This is a genomic window from Nocardiopsis endophytica, from assembly GCF_027706725.1.
GTDB lineage: Bacteria > Actinomycetota > Actinomycetes > Streptosporangiales > Streptosporangiaceae > Nocardiopsis_A > Nocardiopsis_A endophytica.
The window spans coordinates 13,113-31,956 of record NZ_JAQFWQ010000015.1; the positions used below are offsets into that span (position 1 = coordinate 13,113).

Here is an 18,844-nt window from a genome sequence, read left to right on the forward strand (position 1 = left end):
GAGCCCCGTGGATATCGACATGAGCGTCCTGCGCAGCTTGGAGCGCGAGAAGGACATCTCGGTGGACCTGGTCGTCAAGGCGATCGAGGACGCACTGCTGATCGCCTACCACCGGCAGGAGGGGACCGAGGCCTCCGCGCGGGTCGAGCTGGACCGCTCCACCGGGCACGTCACCGTGTGGGCCTCCGAGACCGACGAGGAGACCGGGCAGGCCCGCGAGTACGACGCCACGCCCACCGGCTTCGGGCGCATCGCGACCTCCACCGCCAAGCAGGTCATCCTGCAGCGGCTGCGCGACGCCGAGGACGAGCTGACGCTCGGCGAGTACGCCGGGCGCGAGTACGAGGTGGTCTCCGGCATCATCCAGCAGGGCAAGGACCCGCGGAACGTGCTGGTGGACCTGGGCCGGGTGGAGGCGATCCTGCCCCCGCAGGAGCAGGTCCCCGGCGAGGACTACGGGCACGGCGAGCGGCTGCGCGCCTACGTGGTGCAGGTCCGCAAGGGCCACCGCGGCCCCTCGGTGACCCTCTCGCGCACCCACCCCAACCTGGTGCGCAAGCTCTTCGAGCTGGAGGTCCCCGAGATCGCCGACGGCACCGTGGAGATCGCCGCCATCGCCCGCGAGGCCGGGCACCGCACCAAGATGGCGGTGCGCTCCAACAAGCCCGGGGTCAACGCCAAGGGCGCCTGCATCGGCCCGCTGGGCAGCCGGGTCCGCAACGTCATGGCCGAGCTCAACGGCGAGAAGATCGACATCGTCGACCACTCCGAGGACCCGGCCGTGTTCGTGGGCAACGCCCTGTCCCCGGCCCGGGTGGACCGGGTCGAGGTCGTCGACGCCGCCGCCAAGGTGGCCCGGGTGACCGTGCCCGACTACCAGCAGTCGCTGGCCATCGGCAAGGAGGGGCAGAACGCCCGCCTGGCCGCCCGGCTCACCGGCTGGCGGATCGACATCCGCTCCGACGCCCAGGGCGACGAGCCCGAGCCGGGGGACGCCGGGGCGGACGGGGCCGGTGTGCCGCAGGGCCCACAGGACGGCCTGGACGATGCCGGAGCGCGCTAGAATCGGGGGAAGCGGCCGGCGTCCCCCCGTACGCACCTGCGTGGGGTGCCGGTCTCGGGCGGCTCAGTCCGACCTGGTACGTCTGGTGGCCGACGGTGCCCTGGTGACCCCCGATCCCGAGCGGCGGTCGCCGGGACGGGGCGCCTACCTCCACCCCGACCCCGCATGCTGGGCGTCGGCGGAGCGGCGCGGAGCGTTCCAGCGGGCCTTCCGGGCCCGCGGGCGGCTCGACACCTCGCGTGCGGCCGCCTTCTTCTCCGGGGGTCCGCGCGTTGGAGACGGCGGTCGTTCCGGATAGGGTTGGAATGATCACGTCGGCACCGCGGTTGTACCGAACAGGCGTCGGCGGGTCTTGCCATGCCGGGACACCGGCGCACAGACCCATTGTTGTGTAACGACGAGGAAGCGGGTCGAGATTGCGATGAGCGCTCGATGAGTACGCAGCGATGAGTACGTCAAGCTAGCGACGGTCCGGCACAGCGCATGTCCCGGACCGAAGTAGAGGAGAGTAGTGGCGAAGGTCCGGGTGTACGAGCTCGCCAAGGAGCTCGGAGTCGAGAGCAAGGTCGTCATGGCCAAGCTCCGGGAGTTGGGAGAGTTCGTCCGTTCGGCGTCCTCGACGATCGAGGCGCCGGTCGTGCGCAAGCTCACCGACGAGCTGAAGCCGGGCTCCGCAGGTTCCAAGGGCGGCGGAAGGCCGTCCTCGTCGGAGTCCAAGCCGCGTCCGCGCGGCGAATCCGCGCCGGGGGAGGCCGCCAGGCCCGCGGCCCCCAAGCCCGGCCCGAAGCCGGGTCCCAAGCCCGGCCCCAAGCCCGGCGCGCCCAGCGCCGAGGCACCCAAGCCGGGCCCCAAGCCCGCCCCGAAGCCCGCCGCCGCGCAGAGCGGCCAGGGCGGTCAGGGCGTCCAGGGTGCCCAGAGCACTCAGGGCGGCCAGGCAGCCCCCAAGCCCGGTCCCAAGCCGGGCCCCAAGAGCGAGCGCGGCGGTGGCGCGCCCAAGCCCGGCCCCAAGCCGGGTCCGCGCCCGTCCGGTCCGCGCCCCGGCAACAACCCGTTCTCGACCCAGGCCACCGGCATGGGCGCCAAGCCCGGCCCGCGCCAGGGCGGCGGGGGCCAGGGCGCCAAGCCCGGCCCGCGTCCGGGCGGCGGCCAGGGCGGCGGCGCGCGTCCGCAGGCCCCGCGGCCCGGCGGCCAGGGCGGTCCCCGTCCCGGCGGCGGGCAGGGCGCTCCGCGTCCGGGCGGCGGCCAGGGCGGCGCTCCGCGTCCGCAGGCCCCGCGCCCCGGCGGCGGCCAGGGCGCCAAGCCCGGCCCCAGGCCGGGTCCGCCTCCGGGCGGTCCGCGCCCCAGCCCGATGAACATGCCGTCCTCCCGGCCCACCCCGCCCGCGGGTGCGGGCCGCGGCGGTGGCGGCGGCCGCGGGCGTCCCGGCGGCGGTGGCGGCGGTGCCCCGCGCCCCGGTGGCGGCGGCGGTCCGCGTCCGGGCGGTGGCGGCGGCTTCGGCGGCCCGCGCCCCGGCGGCTTCGGAGGCCGTCCGGGCGGCGGTCGCGGCCGTGGCGGCACGGCGGGCGCCTTCGGGCGCCCCGGCGGCCCGCGCGGGCGCTCCCGCAAGTCGAAGAAGGCGCGCCGTCAGGAGTTCAACGACCTGGGCGCCCCGTCCTTCGGCGGGGTGAAGATCCCCAGCGGCAACGGCCGGAGCATCCGGCTGTCCCGCGGCGCCTCGCTCGCCGACTTCGGCGACAAGATCGAGGTGAACCCCGCGTCGCTGGTCCAGGTCATGATGCACCTGGGCGAGATGGTCACGGCCACCCAGTCGCTGCCGGACGAGACCCTGCAGCTCCTCGGCGAGGAGCTGAAGTACAAGGTCGAGGTCGTCAGCCCGGAGGACGAGGACCGCGAGCTGCTGGAGTCCTTCTCCATCGAGTTCGGCGAGGACGCCGGCACCGACGAGGACCTGCGTCCGCGTCCGCCGGTGGTCACCGTCATGGGCCACGTCGACCACGGTAAGACCAAGCTGCTGGACACGGTGCGCAACAGCAACGTGATCGGCGGCGAGGCCGGCGGCATCACCCAGCACATCGGTGCCTACCAGGTCTCCACCGAGGTGGACGGCGAGGACCGCAAGATCACGTTCATCGACACCCCGGGCCACGAGGCGTTCACCGCCATGCGTGCCCGCGGTGCCCAGGCCACCGACATCGCGGTGCTGGTGGTCGCGGCCGACGACGGCGTCAAGCCGCAGACGGCCGAGGCGATCGACCACGCCAAGGCGGCCGACGTGCCGATCGTGGTCGCGGTGAACAAGATCGACGTGGAGGGCGCCGACCCGCAGCGGGTCCGGGCCCAGCTCACCGAGTACGGCCTGGTCGCCGAGGAGTACGGCGGCGACGTGCAGTTCGTCGACATCTCCGCGCTGCGCGGGGAGAACATCGACGCCCTGCTGGAGTCGATCGTGCTCACCTCGGACGCGGCGCTGGACCTGCGGGCCAACCCGGGCATGGAGGCCCAGGGCCTGGCGATCGAGGCCTACCTCGACCGCGGGCGGGGCTCCACCGCCACCGTGCTCGTGCAGCGCGGCACGCTGAACGTGGGCGACTCGATCGTCTGCGGCGACGCCTACGGGCGCGTGCGGGCCATGCTGGACGAGAACGGCGCCAACGTCGACAGCGCCGAGCCGTCCCGGCCGGTGCAGGTGCTGGGCCTGACCAACGTGCCCAGCGCCGGCGACAACTTCCTGGTCGTCAAGGACGACCGGGTGGCGCGGCAGATCGCCCAGCAGCGCGAGGCGCGCGAGCGCTTCGCCCAGCAGGCCAAGGCCACCCGCAGGGTCACCCTGGACAACTGGCAGAAGACCCTGGAGGAGGGGGAGCGCACCGAGCTGCCCCTGCTCATCAAGGGCGACATGTCCGGTTCCGTGGAGGCCCTGGAGGAGGCGCTGCTCAAGATCGACGCGGGCGGCGACGAGGTCGGCATCCGCATCGTCGGCCGCGGTGTCGGTGCGATCACGCAGAACGACATCAACCTGGCCGCGACGTCGGACGCGATCATCATCGGCTTCAACGTGCGGCCGGAGGGCAAGAACAGCCAGCTCGCCGACCGCATGGGCGTCGACATCCGCTACTACTCGGTCATCTACTCGGCGATCGAGGAAGTGGAGGCCGCCGTCAAGGGCCTGCTCAAGCCGATCTACGAGGAGGCGACCCTGGGTACCGCGGAGATCCGCGAGATCTTCAAGGTCCCCAAGATCGGCAACGTGGCCGGCTCGATCGTCCGCAGCGGCATCGTGCGGCGCAACGCCAAGGCCCGGCTCGTCCGCGACGGGGTGGTCGTCTCCGACAACCTCACCGTGGAGTCCCTGCGCCGGTTCAAGGACGACGCCACCGAGGTCCGCGAGGGCTACGAGTGCGGTATCGGCCTCGGCCACAACGACCTCCGCCTGGAGGACGTGATCGAGGTCTACGAGATGCGCGAGAAGCCGCGCGACTGACAGGGCGGTCCGGGGCCCCGCTTCGGCGGGGCCCCGGCCCCCGTTCCCACCACCCCTCGACGGCCCGCCACTCCGTCATGTGGCACGTGATGACATCCAGATCGCGCAATGCGAGCAACCGCGTCCGGAACGGCGCCTTCGTCGGGTCCCTGACCCTGGACATCCTGCTGGGCGACGTCCGCTCGCTGAAGCAGAAGCGGTCGGTGGTCCGGCCCATCGTGGCCGAGATCCAGCGGCGCTTCTCCGTATCGGTCGCCGAGACCGGGGACCAGGACCTGTACCGCCGCTCCGAGATCGGGATCGCCGTCGTGGCCTCCACGGCCGCGCACTGCACCGAGGTGCTCGACACCTGCGAGCGCCTGGTGGCCGGACGGCCAGAGATCGAGCTGCTCTCCGCGAGGCGGCGGCTCTTCGGTCCAGAGGAGGAATGACGACCATGGTGGACGCCGCACGCGCCCGCAAGCTCGCCGACCGCATCCAGCGGATCGTCGCGGAGATGCTGGAGCGCCGCATCAAGGACCCGCGCCTGGGGTTCGTGACCGTCACCGACGCGCGGCTCACCAACGACCTGCGCGACGCGACGGTGTTCTACACCGTCTTCGGCACCGACGAGGAGAAGGCGGGGACCGCCGCCGCGCTGGAGAGCGCCAAGGGCGTGATCCGCTCGGAGGTGGGCCGCCAGACCGGCCTGCGGCACACCCCCAGCCTCACCTTCGAGGCCGACGAGGTGCAGGCCAACGCCCAGCACATCGAGGACCTGCTGGCCCAGGCCCGGCAGAGCGACGCCGAAGTGGCGCGCGCCGCGGCGGGGGCCAGCCCCGCCGGGGACGCCGACCCCTACAAGGCGCCGCGCGAGGACGAGGCCGAATCGGCCGAATAGCCGCCGCGCCGGTGCCCTCCGGGGCACCGGCGCCCGGACGTACGGACAGACGAGGAACCACCCGACCCATGACCGACAGCGGCGTCGCGATCGTCGACAAGCCCGCCGACTGGACCTCCCACGACGTGGTCGCCAGGGTCCGGCGGCTGGCCGGCACCCGCAAGGTGGGGCACGCCGGGACCCTGGACCCGATGGCCACCGGGGTGCTGGTGCTCGGCATCGGCAAGGGCACCAAGCTGCTGGGCCACCTGGCGCTCACCGAGAAGGAGTACGCGGGCACGGTCCGGCTCGGCGCCACCACCAACACCGATGACGCCGAGGGCGAGGAGACCTCCCGCACCGGCGCGGGCGGGGTCGCCGAGGAGGACGCGCGCCGTGCCGCCGCCGCCCTGACCGGGGAGATCATGCAGATCCCGCCGCAGGTCAGCGCGATCAAGGTGAACGGCCGCCGGGCCTACAAGTCCGCACGGGCCGGGGAGTCGGTGGAGCTGAAGGCGCGCCCGGCCACGGTGTCGGAGTTCGCCGTCGACGCGGTGCGCCGGGATGGGCCCTTCATGGACCTGGACGTGCGCGTCACCTGCTCCAGCGGCACCTACATCCGCGCGCTCGCCCGGGACATGGGCGAGGCCCTGGGGGTGGGCGGCCACCTCACCCGGCTGCGCCGCACCCGGGTGGGGCCCTACGCCCTGGACCAGGCGCGCACCCTGGAGCAGCTCGCCGAGGAGTTCACCGCGGTGCCGCTGTCCCAGGCGGTGGCCGCGGCGTTCCCGGTGCGGGTGCTCAGCGAGGACGAGGCGCGCAAGGTCGCCCACGGCAACCGGATCGCGCCCAGTACCCTGGGGGCCGGGCCGATCGGCCTGTTCGCCCCGGACGGGGAGGTCGTGGCCCTGGCCGAGGACCGGCCGGGGTACAGCAAACCCATCGTGGTGTTCGCGGGCGCCTGACCCGCGCGCCCGAGCCGCAGAGGCCGTCGCAGAGCCCGTAGAGGAGGGGCACGTGCCGCAGGAGGGGCAGTCCGCAGGGGTGCGGGAGCTCATCGCCCAGGGGAGGGTCGAGGAGGCCGCCGCCGCGCTCGGCCGCCCGCACCGGGTGGAGGGCGTGGTCGTGCACGGCGCCGCCCGCGGTCGGGAGCTGCTCGGGTTCCCCACCGCCAACCTGGACGCCGCCCAGGGCGGCGAGGTCCCCGCCGACGGGGTCTACGCCGGGTGGCTGCTGCGCACCGACCCGGACCAGGGCGCCGAGGCGCGCTGGCCCGCGGCGATCTCGGTCGGCACCAACCCGACGTTCGAGGGCACCGAGCGCACGGTTGAGGCCTACGCGCTGGACCGCGACGACCTGGAGCTGTACGGGGAGAAGATGGCGGTGGACTTCACGCACCGCATCCGCGGCCAGCGCCGGTTCGCGGACGTGGACGAGCTCATCGAGGCGATGAACGCCGACGTCGAGCGGGCCCGCGTGCTGATGCGGGACGAGGCCGCACCGGAGGTCTGAGGGGCGGCGCGACCTCGATTGGTGTCGTGAGCCGTCGCTTCGGGTGGGGCCGGGCGCGTAAAGTTGCCGGAAACAGTACTCCGGCATGAGAGAAACCCAGGTCATCGAGGATCCGCCCCGCACGCGCGGGGATGGACCCCTCCTGGAGCAGCCCTTCACGGGCGAGCGGCGCATCCGCCCCGCACGCGCGGGGATGGACCCCACACTCAGCCGATGATCTGCCAGCTGCGGCGATCCGCCCCGCACGTGCGGGGATGGGACCACCTGATGGTCCATGAAGACGGCGATGAGACAGCGCCCCGCACGCGCGGGGATGGGCCTGCCTTGCGGTTCACGAACTCGGCCATCTTGCGACGCCCCGCACGTGCGGGGATGGCCCCTCTCCGCTCACCGGCGGAATGCCCCGGGAACCATTCCTCCCCGCACATGCGGGGACGGCCTCCTCACACTCCGGTCCTGGGCAGGCCGGATGTGCGTTAGACTCGCTAGAGGCTGTTCAGCCCTGCCCGTTCCGCGCCGAGCGCGGAACGCGGCCGCCCGCCCGGGGCGCGGCGCCGGAGCGCCGCCCTGAAAGGTGGGCCCATCTGGGACGGTGACTGCTCGTACGCGCGGTCACCGCGGCCGCCGCCCCGAACGCGGAGGCGGCACACGCGTACCGGAACATCGAGAAGGAGCACTTTTGGCGATCGACGCCGAGACCAAGAAGAAGCTCGTCGCCGAGTACGGCACCGCCGACGGCGACACCGGCTCGCCCGACGTCCAGGTGGCGCTGCTCACGCACCGCATCACCGAGCTGACCGAGCACCTGAAGACGCACAAGCACGACCACCACAGCCGCCGCGGGCTGCTGCTGATGGTCGGCCGCCGCCGCCGCCTTCTCAAGTACATCCAGAAGAAGGACATCAACCGCTACCGCGAGCTGATCCAGCGCCTGGGTCTGCGCCGCTGAGCGGAGCCAAGAGAGGGAGCGGCCCCGGCCGCTCCCTCTCTTAGTAGTGTGGATCTACCACATTCGACCGTGGCCAGGCAGTATGGTCCATGGTGGGCCCAGACGCCGTGCGCCCGGGCCGACAACCGAACACAGTGAAGGAAAGCGCTCCCGCGCCCGCACCTCGGCCGCCGCGTCGAGGCCGGTCCTCGGTAGTGGTCCGCGGCCCGCCCCAGCAGGGCGTTGCCGCGGGCTTCGATCGAAGGCCGGCCGTCACGGGCCGGGCGCGCCGGTCCGACATCCGGCGCGCCCCGAGGCCCGAGCATGACCCTCGGCGACGTAAGAGGACCCTCCGGGGCTCGGACGCGGGCGAGCGCACCCGAATCCCGAACGAGGAGGACGCCCATGGAGGGCGCGTATTCCGCCGAGGCCGTGATCGACAACGGCCGCTTCGGCACCCGGACCATCCGGTTCGAGACGGGCCGTCTGGCCCAGCAGGCCGCCGGCTCGGCCGTGGCCTACCTTGACGACGAGACGATGGTGCTCTCCGCCACCAGCGCCTCCAAGCGGCCCAAGGACAACCTCGACTTCTTCCCGCTGACGGTCGACGTCGAGGAGCGCATGTACGCCGCCGGGCGCATCCCCGGCTCGTTCTTCCGCCGCGAGGGGCGCCCGTCCGAGGACGCCATCCTCACCTGCCGCCTGATCGACCGGCCGCTGCGCCCGTCGTTCAAGAGCGGGCTGCGCAACGAGATCCAGATCGTCGAGACGATCATGGCGCTGCACCCCGACCACCTCTACGACGTGGTCGCCATCAACGCCGCCTCGATGTCCACCCAGCTCGCCGGGCTGCCCTTCTCCGGGCCCATCGGCGGCGTGCGGGTGGCCCTGATCGAGGGCCAGTGGGTGGCCTTCCCGACCCACACCGAGCTGGAGAACGCCACCTTCGACATGGTGGTGGCCGGCCGGGTGCTCGACGACGGCGACGTCGCGATCATGATGGTCGAGGCCGAGTCCACCACCCGCACCCTCAAGCTGGTCGCCGACGGCGCGGTCGGCCCCACCGAGCAGACGGTGGCCGAGGGCCTGGAGGCGGCCAAGCCGTTCATCAAGGTCCTGTGCAAGGCCCAGCAGGCGCTGGCCGACCAGGCCGCCAAGCCGGTCGCCGAGTTCCCGGTCTTCCTCGACTACGAGGACGACGTGTTCGCCGCCGTCGACGGGGCCGTGCGCGAGCCGCTCGCCGAGGCGCTGACCATCGGCGACAAGCAGGACCGCGAGGCCCGGCTGGACGAGGTCAAGGCCGAGGCCGCCGAGAAGCTCGCCGAGGACTTCGAGGGCCGGGACAAGGAGGTCTCCGCCGCCTTCCGGTCGCTGACCAAGCAGCTCATGCGCGAGCGCGTGCTGCGCGACCAGGTCCGCATCGACGGGCGCGGCCCCAAGGACATCCGCCCGCTCAGCGCCGAGGTCGGCGTGGTCCCGCGGGTGCACGGCTCGGCGCTGTTCGAGCGCGGTGAGACCCAGATCCTGGGCGTCACCACGCTGAACATGCTGCGCATGGAGCAGATGGTCGACACGCTCAACCCCGAGCGGACCAAGCGCTACATGCACAACTACAACTTCCCGCCGTACTCCACCGGTGAGACCGGCCGGGTGGGCTCGCCCAAGCGCCGCGAGATCGGCCACGGCGCGCTCGCCGAGCGGGCGCTGCTGCCGGTGCTGCCCTCGCGCGAGGAGTTCCCCTACGCCATCCGCCAGGTGTCCGAGGCGATCGGCTCCAACGGGTCGACCTCCATGGGGTCGGTCTGCGCCTCCACCATGTCCCTGATGCAGGCCGGCGTGCCGCTCAAGGAGATGGTCTCGGGCATCGCGATGGGCCTGATCAGCGACGGGGACCGGTTCGTCACGCTGACCGACATCCTCGGCGCCGAGGACGCCTTCGGCGACATGGACTTCAAGGTCGCCGGCACCCGCGACCTCATCACCGCCCTGCAGCTCGACACCAAGCTCGACGGCATCCCCGCCGAGCAGCTGGCCGCCGCGCTGCAGCAGGCCCGGGGGGCCCGCCTGGCCATCCTGGACGTGATGCAGGAGGCCATCACCCGCCCGGCGGAGATGAGCCCGCACGCGCCGCGCATCCTCACGGTGAAGATCCCGGTGGAGAAGATCGGCGAGGTCATCGGCCCCAAGGGCAAGATGATCAACTCCATCCAGGAGGACACCGGCGCCGACATCACCATCGAGGACGACGGCACGATCTACATCGGCGCCACCGACGGCCCCTCGGCCGAGGCGGCCCGGGACACGATCAACAGCATCGCCAACCCGACCATGCCCGAGGTCGGCGACCGCTACCTGGGCACCGTCGTCAAGACGACCGCCTTCGGCGCGTTCGTGTCGCTGCTGCCCGGCAAGGACGGGCTGCTGCACATCTCGCAGATCCGCAAGCTGCACGGCGGCAAGCGGATCGAGAACGTCGAGGACGTGCTCGGCATCGGCGAGAAGATCCAGGTCGAGATCCGCGAGATCGACGACCGCGGCAAGCTCTCGCTGGTCCCGGTCGAGGTCGTGGAGGCCGAGGCCGCCCCGGCCGCCGAGGACGGCGACGCCGCCGAGGACGGCGGCCAGGACGAGGCCAAGGGCGAGGGCGACGGCGGGGCTCCGCGCCGCCGGCGCCGCAGCCGCGGCGCGCGCAGCAGCGAGAACACCTGATCCCCGGTGACCGGAGCCGGGGCGGCCGCCCCCACCGCGGGTGCGGCCGCCCCGGCCGTTCGCGTCCGGGCACCGGAACCGACGACCATCGAGAAGGATCCGATTGAGCACTCCTCCCATCGCGGCCGAGCAGGACCCGGGCACCGCGCTGACCCTGCTGGAGCCCTCCGAGGGCTCCGGCCTGGTGCGGCGCACGGTGCTCCCCGGCGGGTTGCGGGTGGTGACCGAGGCGGTCCCCGGCATGCGGTCGGCGGCCTTCGGGATCTCGGCCACCACCGGCTCCCGGGACGAGGACGACGCCCACGCGGGCGCCGCGCACTTCCTCGAGCACCTGCTGTTCAAGGGCACCGCGCGGCGCAGCGCGCTGCAGATCTCGGCGCTGCTGGACGGCGTGGGCGCCGACCACAACGCCTACACCACCAAGGAGCACACCAGCTACTACGCCAAGGTGCTCGACCGCGACCTGCCGCTGGCGGTGGACGTGGTCGGGGACATGGTGGCGCACTCGGTGCTGGACCCCGGCGAGGTGGAGACCGAGCGCGGGGTGATCCTCGAAGAGATCGCCATGTACGAGGACGAGCCGGGCGACCTGGTCGACGACGTCTTCGCCGAGCACTTCTACGCGGGCAGCGGGCTGGGCCGGCCCATCCTCGGGACCAACGACACCATCGGGCGCATCCCGCGCGACCGCATCGCCGAGCAGTACGCCCGCGCCTACCGGCCGCCGGAGCTGGTGGTGGCCGCGGCCGGGGGGCTGGAGCACGAGGCCGTGGTGGACCTGGTGCGGGAGGCCTTCGCCGGGGTGCTGGCCGAGGCCCCGGACGCCGCCCCGGCGGCGCCGCGCATCGGCGGCGCGCCGGTCACCGTCCACGGCGGGACGGTGCTGCTCTCCCGCGACACCGAGCAGGCCCACCTCATCCTGGGCTGCGAAGGGGTGAGCCGCACGGACCCGCGCTGGTACGCGGTCCGGGTGCTCGCCTCGGCGCTGGGCGGCGGCATGTCCTCGCGGCTCTTCCAGGAGGTGCGCGAGAAGCGCGGCCTGGCCTACTCCGTCCAGGCCTTCCACAGCGCCTACGCCGAGACCGGGGCGTTCCAGGTCTACGCCGGGTGCCTTCCGGAGAAGGTCGACGAGGTGCTGTCGGTGTGCCGGGACGAGCTGGCCGCGGCTGCCGGGGGAGCGCTCACCCCCGAGGAGGTCGAGCGCGCCAAGGGCCAGATCAAGGGGTCCTGGGTGCTCGGCAGTGAGGGCTCCAGCGCCCGCATGGGGCGGCTGACCGCCCACGAGCTGGGCTATGCCAAGCACTACTCGCTCGACGAGGACCTGGCGCTGTTCGACGCGGTGACGACCGAGGAGGTCGCCCAGGTGGCCGGGGAGCTGCTCGGCGGGGACCGGACGCTGGCGGTGATCGGCCCCTACGAGGAGGGCCGCGCGTTCTGAGGGCTCAGAGGCGCCCGGCGGCGCCCGCGGTGCGCCCGTGCCGTCTCGTGGCATGAGGAAGGGCCGGCCCCGGGGACTCCCCGGGACCGGCCCTTCCTCATGGCGTCCGCTAGGAGCGGCGCTTCTTGCTCTGGACGTCGATGCGGGAGGGGCCTTCGGCGTCGGCCGCCCCCGTCACCGTGATCTCCAGGAGGCCGTCGTCGAACTTCGCCTCGATGTCGGAGTCCTCGACGCCCTCGGGGAGGGTGATGTCCCGTCGGAAGGCGCCGCGGAACCGCTCCTCGGCGTAGTAGATGACCCCGTCGTCCTCCTTGCGGCGCTCACCGGAGATGGTGAGGTAGCCGTGCGAGAAGGTGACCTCGACGTTCTCGGGGGCGACCCCCGGGAGCTCGCTCCTGATCACCAGGTCGGTCCCACGGGCGAAGATGTCCGTGGTGGGGCTCCACGCATCGGAGAAGCCGCGGTTGGTGGCGGTCCCCGTCTCCAGGTTGGCCATGGTGTCGGAGATGCGGTTCATCTCGGACATCATGTCCATCACGCCGCGGAACGGGTTCCGGGTCCTCTTCTTGGGCGGCATCGTCGACCTCCTCTCACTTCTCGCCGGTGTCGCGGGGTGCGGTGTCCTTGGGCGCGGTGTCGTTGGGCGCCGTGTCCCGGACGGGCTCGTCGATCGGGATGCGGTCGCCGTCGACCTGGATGGTCGGCGGGCCGCTGCCGTCCCTGGGCACCACGAGGCCGCTGGGCAGCATGGACGCCGGGCTCTCCCTGCGCAGGGCCATCAGCAGGCTGAACGCGATGACGATCAGCACGATGGCGAACGGCAGGCCGGTGGAGACCGCCGCCGCCTGCAGCGCGTCGATCGCCTCCGTACCGCCCACCACCAGCAGCACGATGGTGACCAGGCCCTCCATGCTGGCCCAGAAGATGCGCTGGGCGCGCACCGGGTGCGGGTCGCCGCCGTTGGTGAGCATGTCGACCACCAGCGAACCGGAGTCCGAGGAGGTGACGAAGAAGATCGTCACCACCGCGACGGTCAGCAGCGCCAGCAGGGACAGGATCGCCGCCGGCAGCGGGAAGGCGTCGATCAGGTTGAAGGTCGCCGCCCCCTCGTCCGCCGAGTTGGAGATCATGTTGTCGCCCTCGAGGCGGAACAGGTCGTAGAACATGCCGGTGCCGCCGAAGACGCCGAACCAGATGACGCTGACCCCGACCGGGGCGAACAGCGTGCCCAGGATGAACTGGCGGATCGTGCGGCCGTAGGAGATCCGGGCCAGGAACATGCCGACGAACGGCGACCAGGAGATCCACCAGCCCCAGTAGAAGATGGACCAGTCCTGGGCGAAGGAGCTGGCCGCCTCGTCGCCCTCGGGCGAGATGTAGCTCAGGCTCATCTGCACGAGGTTCTGCAGGTAGTCGCCCAGGCCGGTGAACATCATGCTGAGCTGGAACAGCTTGGGGCCGACCAGGAACATGACGACCAGCAGGGCGAAGGCCATCCACAGGTTGATCACCGACAGGCGCCGGATGCCCTTGTCGATGCCGGCCACGACGCTGACCACGGCGATCGAGGTGATCAGGCAGATGATGACCACCTGGACGAGCAGGTTGTTCGGGATGCCGAACACGTGGCTCAGGCCGGCGCTGACCTGCTGGGTGCCCAGGCCGAGCGAGGTCGCCAGGCCGAACAGGGTGCCGAACACCGCCAGGATGTCGATCAGGTTGCCGATCCACCCGTAGATGCGGTCGCCGATCAGCGGGTACAGCGCCGAGGCGGGCCGCATGGGCAGGCCCTTGCGGAAGCAGAAGTAGCCCAGGGACAGCCCCAGGACGATGTACACGGCCCACGGGTGGAAGCCCCAGTGGAACAGCGTGTACTGCATCGCCTGGGAGGCCGGGTCGTCGCCGACGCTCTGCACGAACTCGTTCTGCATGTGCAGGGTCGGCTCGTAGACGCCGTAGAAGACCAGGCCGATGCCCATGCCCGCGGTGAACAGCATCGCGAACCAGGCGAGCGTGCTGAACTCCGGGCGCGAGGAGTCCGGGCCCAGGCGGATGTTCCCGTAGCGGCTCACCATCAGGAAGATGGACAGCAGCAGGAAGAAGGTGGTGGCCAGCACGTACAGCCAGCCGAAGTAGGTCCCGATGCCCGTCCGGATGGCGGAGGTGATCTCACCGAAGCGCTCCGGAATCGCCACACCGACGATGAGGAACGCCAGGACGACCGCGCCTGAGATGAAGAACACCGGCGGGTTCGTGTGCTCCCGGATGTATGCGTTTAAGCGAGAGATGGCGATTACCTCCTCGGGGCCGCCCGGGCCTCAGCGGGGTCCCGGGGACGCGCCCACCACCCCATCATCCCGCTGTCGTCGCAGGTGGGGTGGTTTGCTCGCGGTGCCGCGCCGCCCGATGCCTCATGCCCGGTGCCTGATATCCAATTACGTTCCGCCATTAGCGGCAAGCTTTCGGATAAATCATAGACCGGGGCGGCGGCGGGGCAGTATATGCGACGCGATTGGTTATCGTAAATTAATCCGAATGTGTGGTTTCCTGTAGTGGACGGTGCACTCGGGGACGCTCGGTGTCGGCGGCGTCGCCCCGGGTCGCGCCGGGCCCTGGTCATATACCCCGCGGGCGGGCCGGTAAAAGGGGTGGCGGGGGTCGAGTGTCCGGGGCGAACATCAGGGACGAAAGGGGCAAAAAGGGTGAACGGGGTCGATGTGCATCGCGATGCGCAACGGCGCCCGGCCTTCGGCAAATGCGCGGTAAAGCAGGTCAGAAGGGTTCCGCGTCGCCATTCCCCTGTGCGGCGGGGCGCGTCTCGATCTCCTGCAGCGTGACCTGGAGGTGCTCCTCCATCGCCGCCACGGCGCGCGCGGGGTCGCCGGACAGGACGGCGGCGAGCACCTCCTCGTGCTCGTCGGCCGATGAGGCGGGGTCCGCGCACACGGCCAGGAAGCGGCGGTGGCTCTGCTCGCGGCTGCCGGCCAGGGACTGCTCGAGGGCGTCCAGGATCTGGGTGAGGCTCCGGTTGCCCGACGCGGCCGCGATGGCCCGGTGGAACGCGACGTCGGTGCCGAGCCGGTTGGCCATGTCCAGCGGCGCCGCGCGCATCCGCGCGATCGCCTCACGTGCGCGGGCGATGTGCTCGCGCGTCTCCTCCTGCTCGGGGCCGGCGATGCGCTGAGCGGCCAGCCGGGCCCCGTGCACCTCCAGGGCCTTGCGGATCTCGGTGAACTCCATCAGCGCGCGGCGGTCGCGCAGCACCGACAGGGCGATGAAGTTCTCCACCGGCAGGGCGTTGGGCGAGGCGATCACCGCGGGCTTGCCCTGGCGGCGGTGGACGAGCCCCTTGGCCTCCAGCGTCTTCATCGCCTCGCGCAGCACCACCCGGCTCACCCCGAAGCGCTCGGCCAGCTCCTTCTCCGAGGGCAGCTGCGTGCCGGGTTCGGCGCCCGGTGCCAGGCACAGCTCCTCGATGAAGGAGACGACCTGGGCGGTGAGCGAGTTCGGGCGGGCGCGCCTGGAGGCGGGCGGCGCCCCGGGCCCGGCGGGGGCGCCGGGGTCCGCGGGCCCGGACCCGGACCCGGACCGCCCTGCGGGCGCTGATCCCATGCTGTCCGCCCTGCCCTTCCCTCGGCCGCCGGTGTCCTGACGCCCTCAGCCTACAGAGCCCCGGCACCGCGGGCGGTGTGGACCGTGCGCCGCGGTCGGCCCCCTGCACCCCTATTGACCGCTTATCAGCTTGTCATACAAGATGACCGCTGTGGCGCGGCCCACGCGGCAGGGCGGACCGGGCCGGGACCGAACGGGGAAGCGGGGGAGACACGGGTGGACAGCCGGGACGAGGTCCGGGACCGAGAGATCTGCATGGCGGCCTGGGACGGGCCGGACAACCCGTCCGGAGCCGTCGCGCCGCCCGTCTACCAGACCAGCCTGTTCGCCAAGCCGACCTTCGGGCGGTTCGTCGCCGAACAGGCCGCCGAGCACGAGAACCCCGTCTACAGCCGCGGGACCAACCCCACCGTCGCCTTCCTGGAGGAGCGGCTGGCGCTGCTGGAGCGCGGGGAGGCCGCCAAGTGCTTCGCCTCCGGGATGGGCGCGATCGCCGCCGTCCTGGCGGGGACGCTGAAGAGCGGCGACCACGTGCTGTTCGTCAACACCGTCTACGGCCCCACCCTGGAGCTGGCCGAGCACCTGCGCCGGTTCGGCGTCGAGCACACCGTGCTGCCCGACCCGCCCGCCGACATCGGCCCCTACATCAGGGACGACACCGCGCTGATCTACCTGGAGAGCCCGGGCACCATGCTCATGCGGGTGCTGGACCTCCCGGCGCTGGCCGCCCAGGCGCGGCGGCGGGGGATCCGCACCGTCATCGACAACACCTGGGCCACCCCGCTCTTCCAGAAGCCGCTCACCCTCGGCGTGGACCTGGCCGTGCACTCGTGCACCAAGTACATCGGCGGGCACAGCGACGTCGTCGGCGGGGTCCTGGTCGGGTCCCGCGAGGCGGTGCGCGAGGTCTTCTACCGGGGGCACCAGCTGTTCGGGGCGGCCATGTCGGCGATGGAGGCCGCCCTGGTGCTGCGGGGGCTGCGCACGCTCCCGGTGCGCATGGCCGAGCACCGGCGCAACGCCGCGGAGGTGGTCCAGGCGCTGTCCGCGCACCCGCGGGTGGCGGCGGTGCACCACCCGGCCGCCGCCCACGGGCCGGACGAGGCCCTGGTCCGGCGGCAGTTCCGCGGGTACTCCGGGCTGCTCTCCTTCGAGCTCAAGGACGGCTCCTTCGACCGCATCGCCCGGTTCATGGACGCGCTGTCGCTGTTCCGCATCGGGGTGAGCTGGGGCGGCTACGAGAGCCTCGCGACCTCGCCGCAGCGCCCCGGCAACGGCGACGAGCTGCGGGCCCGGGGGCTCCCGCCCGGGCTGGTGCGCCTGTCCGTGGGGCTCGAAGGCGCCGCGCCCCAGATCGCCGACCTCGAAAGAGCCCTCGCCGAGGTGTGAGGCCGCCCGACCGGGTCCCTCCCCTCCCGACCCGAGAGGAATGAGGCAATGGACGCCCCCCAGGACAAGGACCGCGGCCCGCAGGCCGGACCCCCGCCGGACGACGCGCCCGCACCGGGCACCGCGGACGAGCGGCCCGACGCCGCCGCCGGGACCCCCTCCGGAACGGAGCCGGAGGGCGCGGCGGACGGTTCCGGCGCGCCCGCCCCCGGCCTCGCCGCGTCGCTGGTGCCCATGGCGGCCGTGGTGGCGATCCTCGTCGGCGGGATCGGGGTGCTCCAGTACCCGGCCGAGCTCATGCTCATCTTCGCGGCGGTCGTGCTCGCCCTATTCGCCGCCCGCCAGGGCAGGGGGCTGAGCACCGTCCTCGCCGACATGGGGGAGAAGGTCAAGCGCGCGCTTCCGGCGATCCTGATCCTGCTGAGCATCGGCATGCTCATCGGCACGTGGATGATCGCCGGGACCATCCCCCTGATGGTGGCCTACGGGCTGGAGCTGATCGACCCGTCGTACCTGTACGTCCTGGCGTTCGTCGTGACGGCCATCGTGGCGACGTTCACGGGGACGTCGTGGGGAGCGGGGGGAACGGTCGGGGTCGCACTGATCGGCGTGGCCCAGACCATGGACGTCTCGGTCGCGGTCACCGCGGGGGCGGTGGTGTCGGGCGCGTACTTCGGGGACAAGCTCTCGCCGCTGTCCGACACCACCAACATGAGCTCGCTGGCGGCCGGCGCGGACCTGTATGAGCACATCCGGCACATGCTCTACACCTCGGTGCCCTCTTCGCTGGTGGCGGCCGCGGTGTTCCTGGCGGCGGGCACGGCCATCGGCGGCGCGCCGAGCGACCTCGGCGCGGTGGACGCGACGGTCGACGAGCTGCACGGGCTGTTCCACCTGAGCCCGGTGCTGCTCATCCCGCCGGCGGTGGTGCTGGTGGGGTCGCTCATGCGCAAGCCGCCGCTGCTGGTGCTGTTCGCGTCGTCGCTGTCGGCCCTGCTTCTGGCGGTGGCGGTGCAGGGGTTCGGGCCGAGCGCGCTGTTCGACGCGGCGGTGTCCGGGTTCACCGCCGACATGCTCGGCGCCGGGGCCGTCTCCGACACCCTCACCGAGCTGCTGGAGCGCGGCGGGCTGCAGTCGATGTACAACTCGGCGTTCTTCGTGTTCTGCGCGTTCTTCTTCGCGGCGGCCCTGGAGAACTCGGGCGTGCTGCGGGTGCTGCTGTCGCGGATGATCGCGCGGCTGAGGACGGCGGGCGGGCTGGTCTCGGCCACGCTGCTGTCCGGCTTCGCCATCATCAACGGCACGTCGAACGCGCTGGTGACGTACTTCCTCGTCAACGACCTGTACGGCAAGGCGTACCGGAGGAGGGGACTGCACCCGGTGAACCTCTCCCGGAGCATGGAGGACTCGGTGACCATCACCGAGGTGCTGATGCCGTGGACCGTCTCCGGGGTGTTCTTCGCGACCACGCTGGGGGTGGCCAACTTCGACTTCCTGCCGTGGGCGGTGTTCAACTGGAGCGGCGCCGTGTTCTCCGCGCTCATCGCCTTCCTCGCCCCGCTGACGGGCTGGTTCGGCGTGCGCCGCCTCGGCCGCGCGGCGGAGGGGCGGCCGCAGGGCGCCGATTGAGACCCCCTCTCCCTCCCCGCCCGCCCGCACGGCCGGGGAGGGGGAGGGCCGGCCCCGGCGCGGCCGGGGCCTCCGTCCCGTCGCCCGGATGCCGGATCCGGCCACCCGCCGACGGCCCAGACGGGGCCGTCCCGCCCAACTGGCGCCATTCTGACCTGGAGCGATGACGGGAACGCCGGAGGCCGGGGCGACCGGTTCCCCTCCCCTCCGCCGCCGGTGCCGGA

15 protein-coding genes are annotated in these 18,844 nt (G+C 72.3%); 12 read left to right on the forward strand and 3 right to left on the reverse strand.

The features are described from left to right. Positions 1 to 19 precede the first annotated feature (19 nt). The 10 genes from nusA to O4J56_RS07625 all read left to right on the forward strand — a co-directional run bounded on the left by nusA (position 20) and on the right by O4J56_RS07625 (position 11,990). Positions 20 to 1,063: a transcription termination factor NusA gene (gene nusA, locus O4J56_RS07580; RefSeq protein WP_270684731.1), complete on the forward strand. Its 1,044-nt coding sequence runs from the start codon at positions 20 to 22 to the stop codon at positions 1,061 to 1,063. Further along, a complete protein-coding gene (locus O4J56_RS07585; protein WP_270684651.1) occupies positions 1,047 to 1,361 on the forward strand; it encodes a YlxR family protein in 315 nt (104 codons plus the stop codon). The genes nusA and O4J56_RS07585 overlap by 17 nt, the downstream gene beginning before the upstream one ends. A 213-nt stretch (positions 1,362 to 1,574) precedes the next feature. Beyond that, a complete protein-coding gene (gene infB / locus O4J56_RS07590) occupies positions 1,575 to 4,544 on the forward strand; it encodes a translation initiation factor IF-2 (protein ID WP_270684652.1) in 2,970 nt (989 codons plus the stop codon). 89 nt (positions 4,545 to 4,633) lie between these two features. Continuing rightward, positions 4,634 to 4,975, forward strand: a complete 342-nt coding sequence (locus tag O4J56_RS07595) for a DUF503 domain-containing protein (protein WP_270684654.1) — start codon at positions 4,634 to 4,636, stop codon at positions 4,973 to 4,975. Positions 4,976 to 4,980: 5 nt separating this feature from the next. Next, positions 4,981 to 5,424 carry a 30S ribosome-binding factor RbfA gene (rbfA, locus tag O4J56_RS07600; protein ID WP_270684733.1) on the forward strand — a complete coding sequence of 148 codons (444 nt, stop codon included), beginning with the start codon at positions 4,981 to 4,983 and terminating at the stop codon, positions 5,422 to 5,424. A 68-nt stretch (positions 5,425 to 5,492) separates the two neighbouring features. Beyond that, complete coding sequence (gene truB / locus O4J56_RS07605) at positions 5,493 to 6,368, forward strand: tRNA pseudouridine(55) synthase TruB (RefSeq protein ID WP_270684655.1); 876 nt, start codon at positions 5,493 to 5,495, stop codon at positions 6,366 to 6,368. A gap of 52 nt (positions 6,369 to 6,420) precedes the next feature. Then, positions 6,421 to 6,915: a riboflavin kinase gene (locus tag O4J56_RS07610; protein ID WP_270684656.1), complete on the forward strand. Its 495-nt coding sequence runs from the start codon at positions 6,421 to 6,423 to the stop codon at positions 6,913 to 6,915. 679 nt (positions 6,916 to 7,594) lie between these two features. Further along, a complete protein-coding gene (rpsO, locus tag O4J56_RS07615) occupies positions 7,595 to 7,864 on the forward strand; it encodes a 30S ribosomal protein S15 (protein WP_270684657.1) in 270 nt (89 codons plus the stop codon). 384 nt (positions 7,865 to 8,248) lie between these two features. Continuing rightward, entirely contained in the window at positions 8,249 to 10,552 is a 2,304-nt protein-coding gene (locus O4J56_RS07620) for a polyribonucleotide nucleotidyltransferase (RefSeq protein WP_270684659.1), read from the forward strand. A 103-nt stretch (positions 10,553 to 10,655) separates the two neighbouring features. Next, positions 10,656 to 11,990, forward strand: a complete 1,335-nt coding sequence (locus tag O4J56_RS07625; RefSeq protein ID WP_270684661.1) for a M16 family metallopeptidase — start codon at positions 10,656 to 10,658, stop codon at positions 11,988 to 11,990. 109 nt (positions 11,991 to 12,099) lie between these two features. Here O4J56_RS07625 and O4J56_RS07630 read toward each other — a convergent pair whose 3' ends face one another. The 3 genes from O4J56_RS07630 to O4J56_RS07640 all read right to left on the reverse strand — a co-directional run bounded on the left by O4J56_RS07630 (position 12,100) and on the right by O4J56_RS07640 (position 15,602). After that, complete coding sequence (locus tag O4J56_RS07630; protein ID WP_270684662.1) at positions 12,100 to 12,567, reverse strand: Hsp20/alpha crystallin family protein; 468 nt, start codon at positions 12,565 to 12,567, stop codon at positions 12,100 to 12,102. Positions 12,568 to 12,580: 13 nt separating this feature from the next. Continuing rightward, complete coding sequence (locus O4J56_RS07635; RefSeq protein WP_270684663.1) at positions 12,581 to 14,233, reverse strand: BCCT family transporter; 1,653 nt, start codon at positions 14,231 to 14,233, stop codon at positions 12,581 to 12,583. A gap of 529 nt (positions 14,234 to 14,762) precedes the next feature. Further along, on the reverse strand, positions 14,763 to 15,602 hold the full coding sequence (locus O4J56_RS07640; RefSeq protein ID WP_270684664.1) for a FadR/GntR family transcriptional regulator: 840 nt from the start codon (positions 15,600 to 15,602) through the stop codon (positions 14,763 to 14,765). 216 nt (positions 15,603 to 15,818) lie between these two features. Here O4J56_RS07640 and O4J56_RS07645 point away from each other — a divergent pair, with 216 nt between their 5' ends. Together O4J56_RS07645 and nhaC are read left to right on the forward strand one after the other, a co-directional pair. After that, on the forward strand, positions 15,819 to 16,991 hold the full coding sequence (locus O4J56_RS07645) for a trans-sulfuration enzyme family protein (protein WP_270684666.1): 1,173 nt from the start codon (positions 15,819 to 15,821) through the stop codon (positions 16,989 to 16,991). A 48-nt stretch (positions 16,992 to 17,039) separates the two neighbouring features. Then, entirely contained in the window at positions 17,040 to 18,620 is a 1,581-nt protein-coding gene (gene nhaC, locus O4J56_RS07650) for a Na+/H+ antiporter NhaC (RefSeq protein ID WP_270684667.1), read from the forward strand. Positions 18,621 to 18,844 lie beyond the last annotated feature (224 nt).

Bases quoted from the DNA above. Each gene is read 5' to 3' on its own strand.
- rbfA (WP_270684733.1), top strand. From the start codon at position 4,981: ATGGTGGACGCCGCACGCGCCCGCAAGCTCGCCGACCGCATCCAGCGG.
- O4J56_RS07585 (WP_270684651.1), top strand. From the start codon at position 1,047: ATGCCGGAGCGCGCTAGAATCGGGGGAAGCGGCCGGCGTCCCCCCGTA.
- nhaC (WP_270684667.1), top strand. From the start codon at position 17,040: ATGGACGCCCCCCAGGACAAGGACCGCGGCCCGCAGGCCGGACCCCCG.
- O4J56_RS07620 (WP_270684659.1), top strand. From the start codon at position 8,249: ATGGAGGGCGCGTATTCCGCCGAGGCCGTGATCGACAACGGCCGCTTC.
- O4J56_RS07595 (WP_270684654.1), top strand. From the start codon at position 4,634: ATGACATCCAGATCGCGCAATGCGAGCAACCGCGTCCGGAACGGCGCC.
- truB (WP_270684655.1), top strand. From the start codon at position 5,493: ATGACCGACAGCGGCGTCGCGATCGTCGACAAGCCCGCCGACTGGACC.
- O4J56_RS07630 (WP_270684662.1), bottom strand. From the start codon at position 12,567: ATGCCGCCCAAGAAGAGGACCCGGAACCCGTTCCGCGGCGTGATGGAC.
- nusA (WP_270684731.1), top strand. From the start codon at position 20: ATGAGCGTCCTGCGCAGCTTGGAGCGCGAGAAGGACATCTCGGTGGAC.
- O4J56_RS07640 (WP_270684664.1), bottom strand. From the start codon at position 15,602: ATGGGATCAGCGCCCGCAGGGCGGTCCGGGTCCGGGTCCGGGCCCGCG.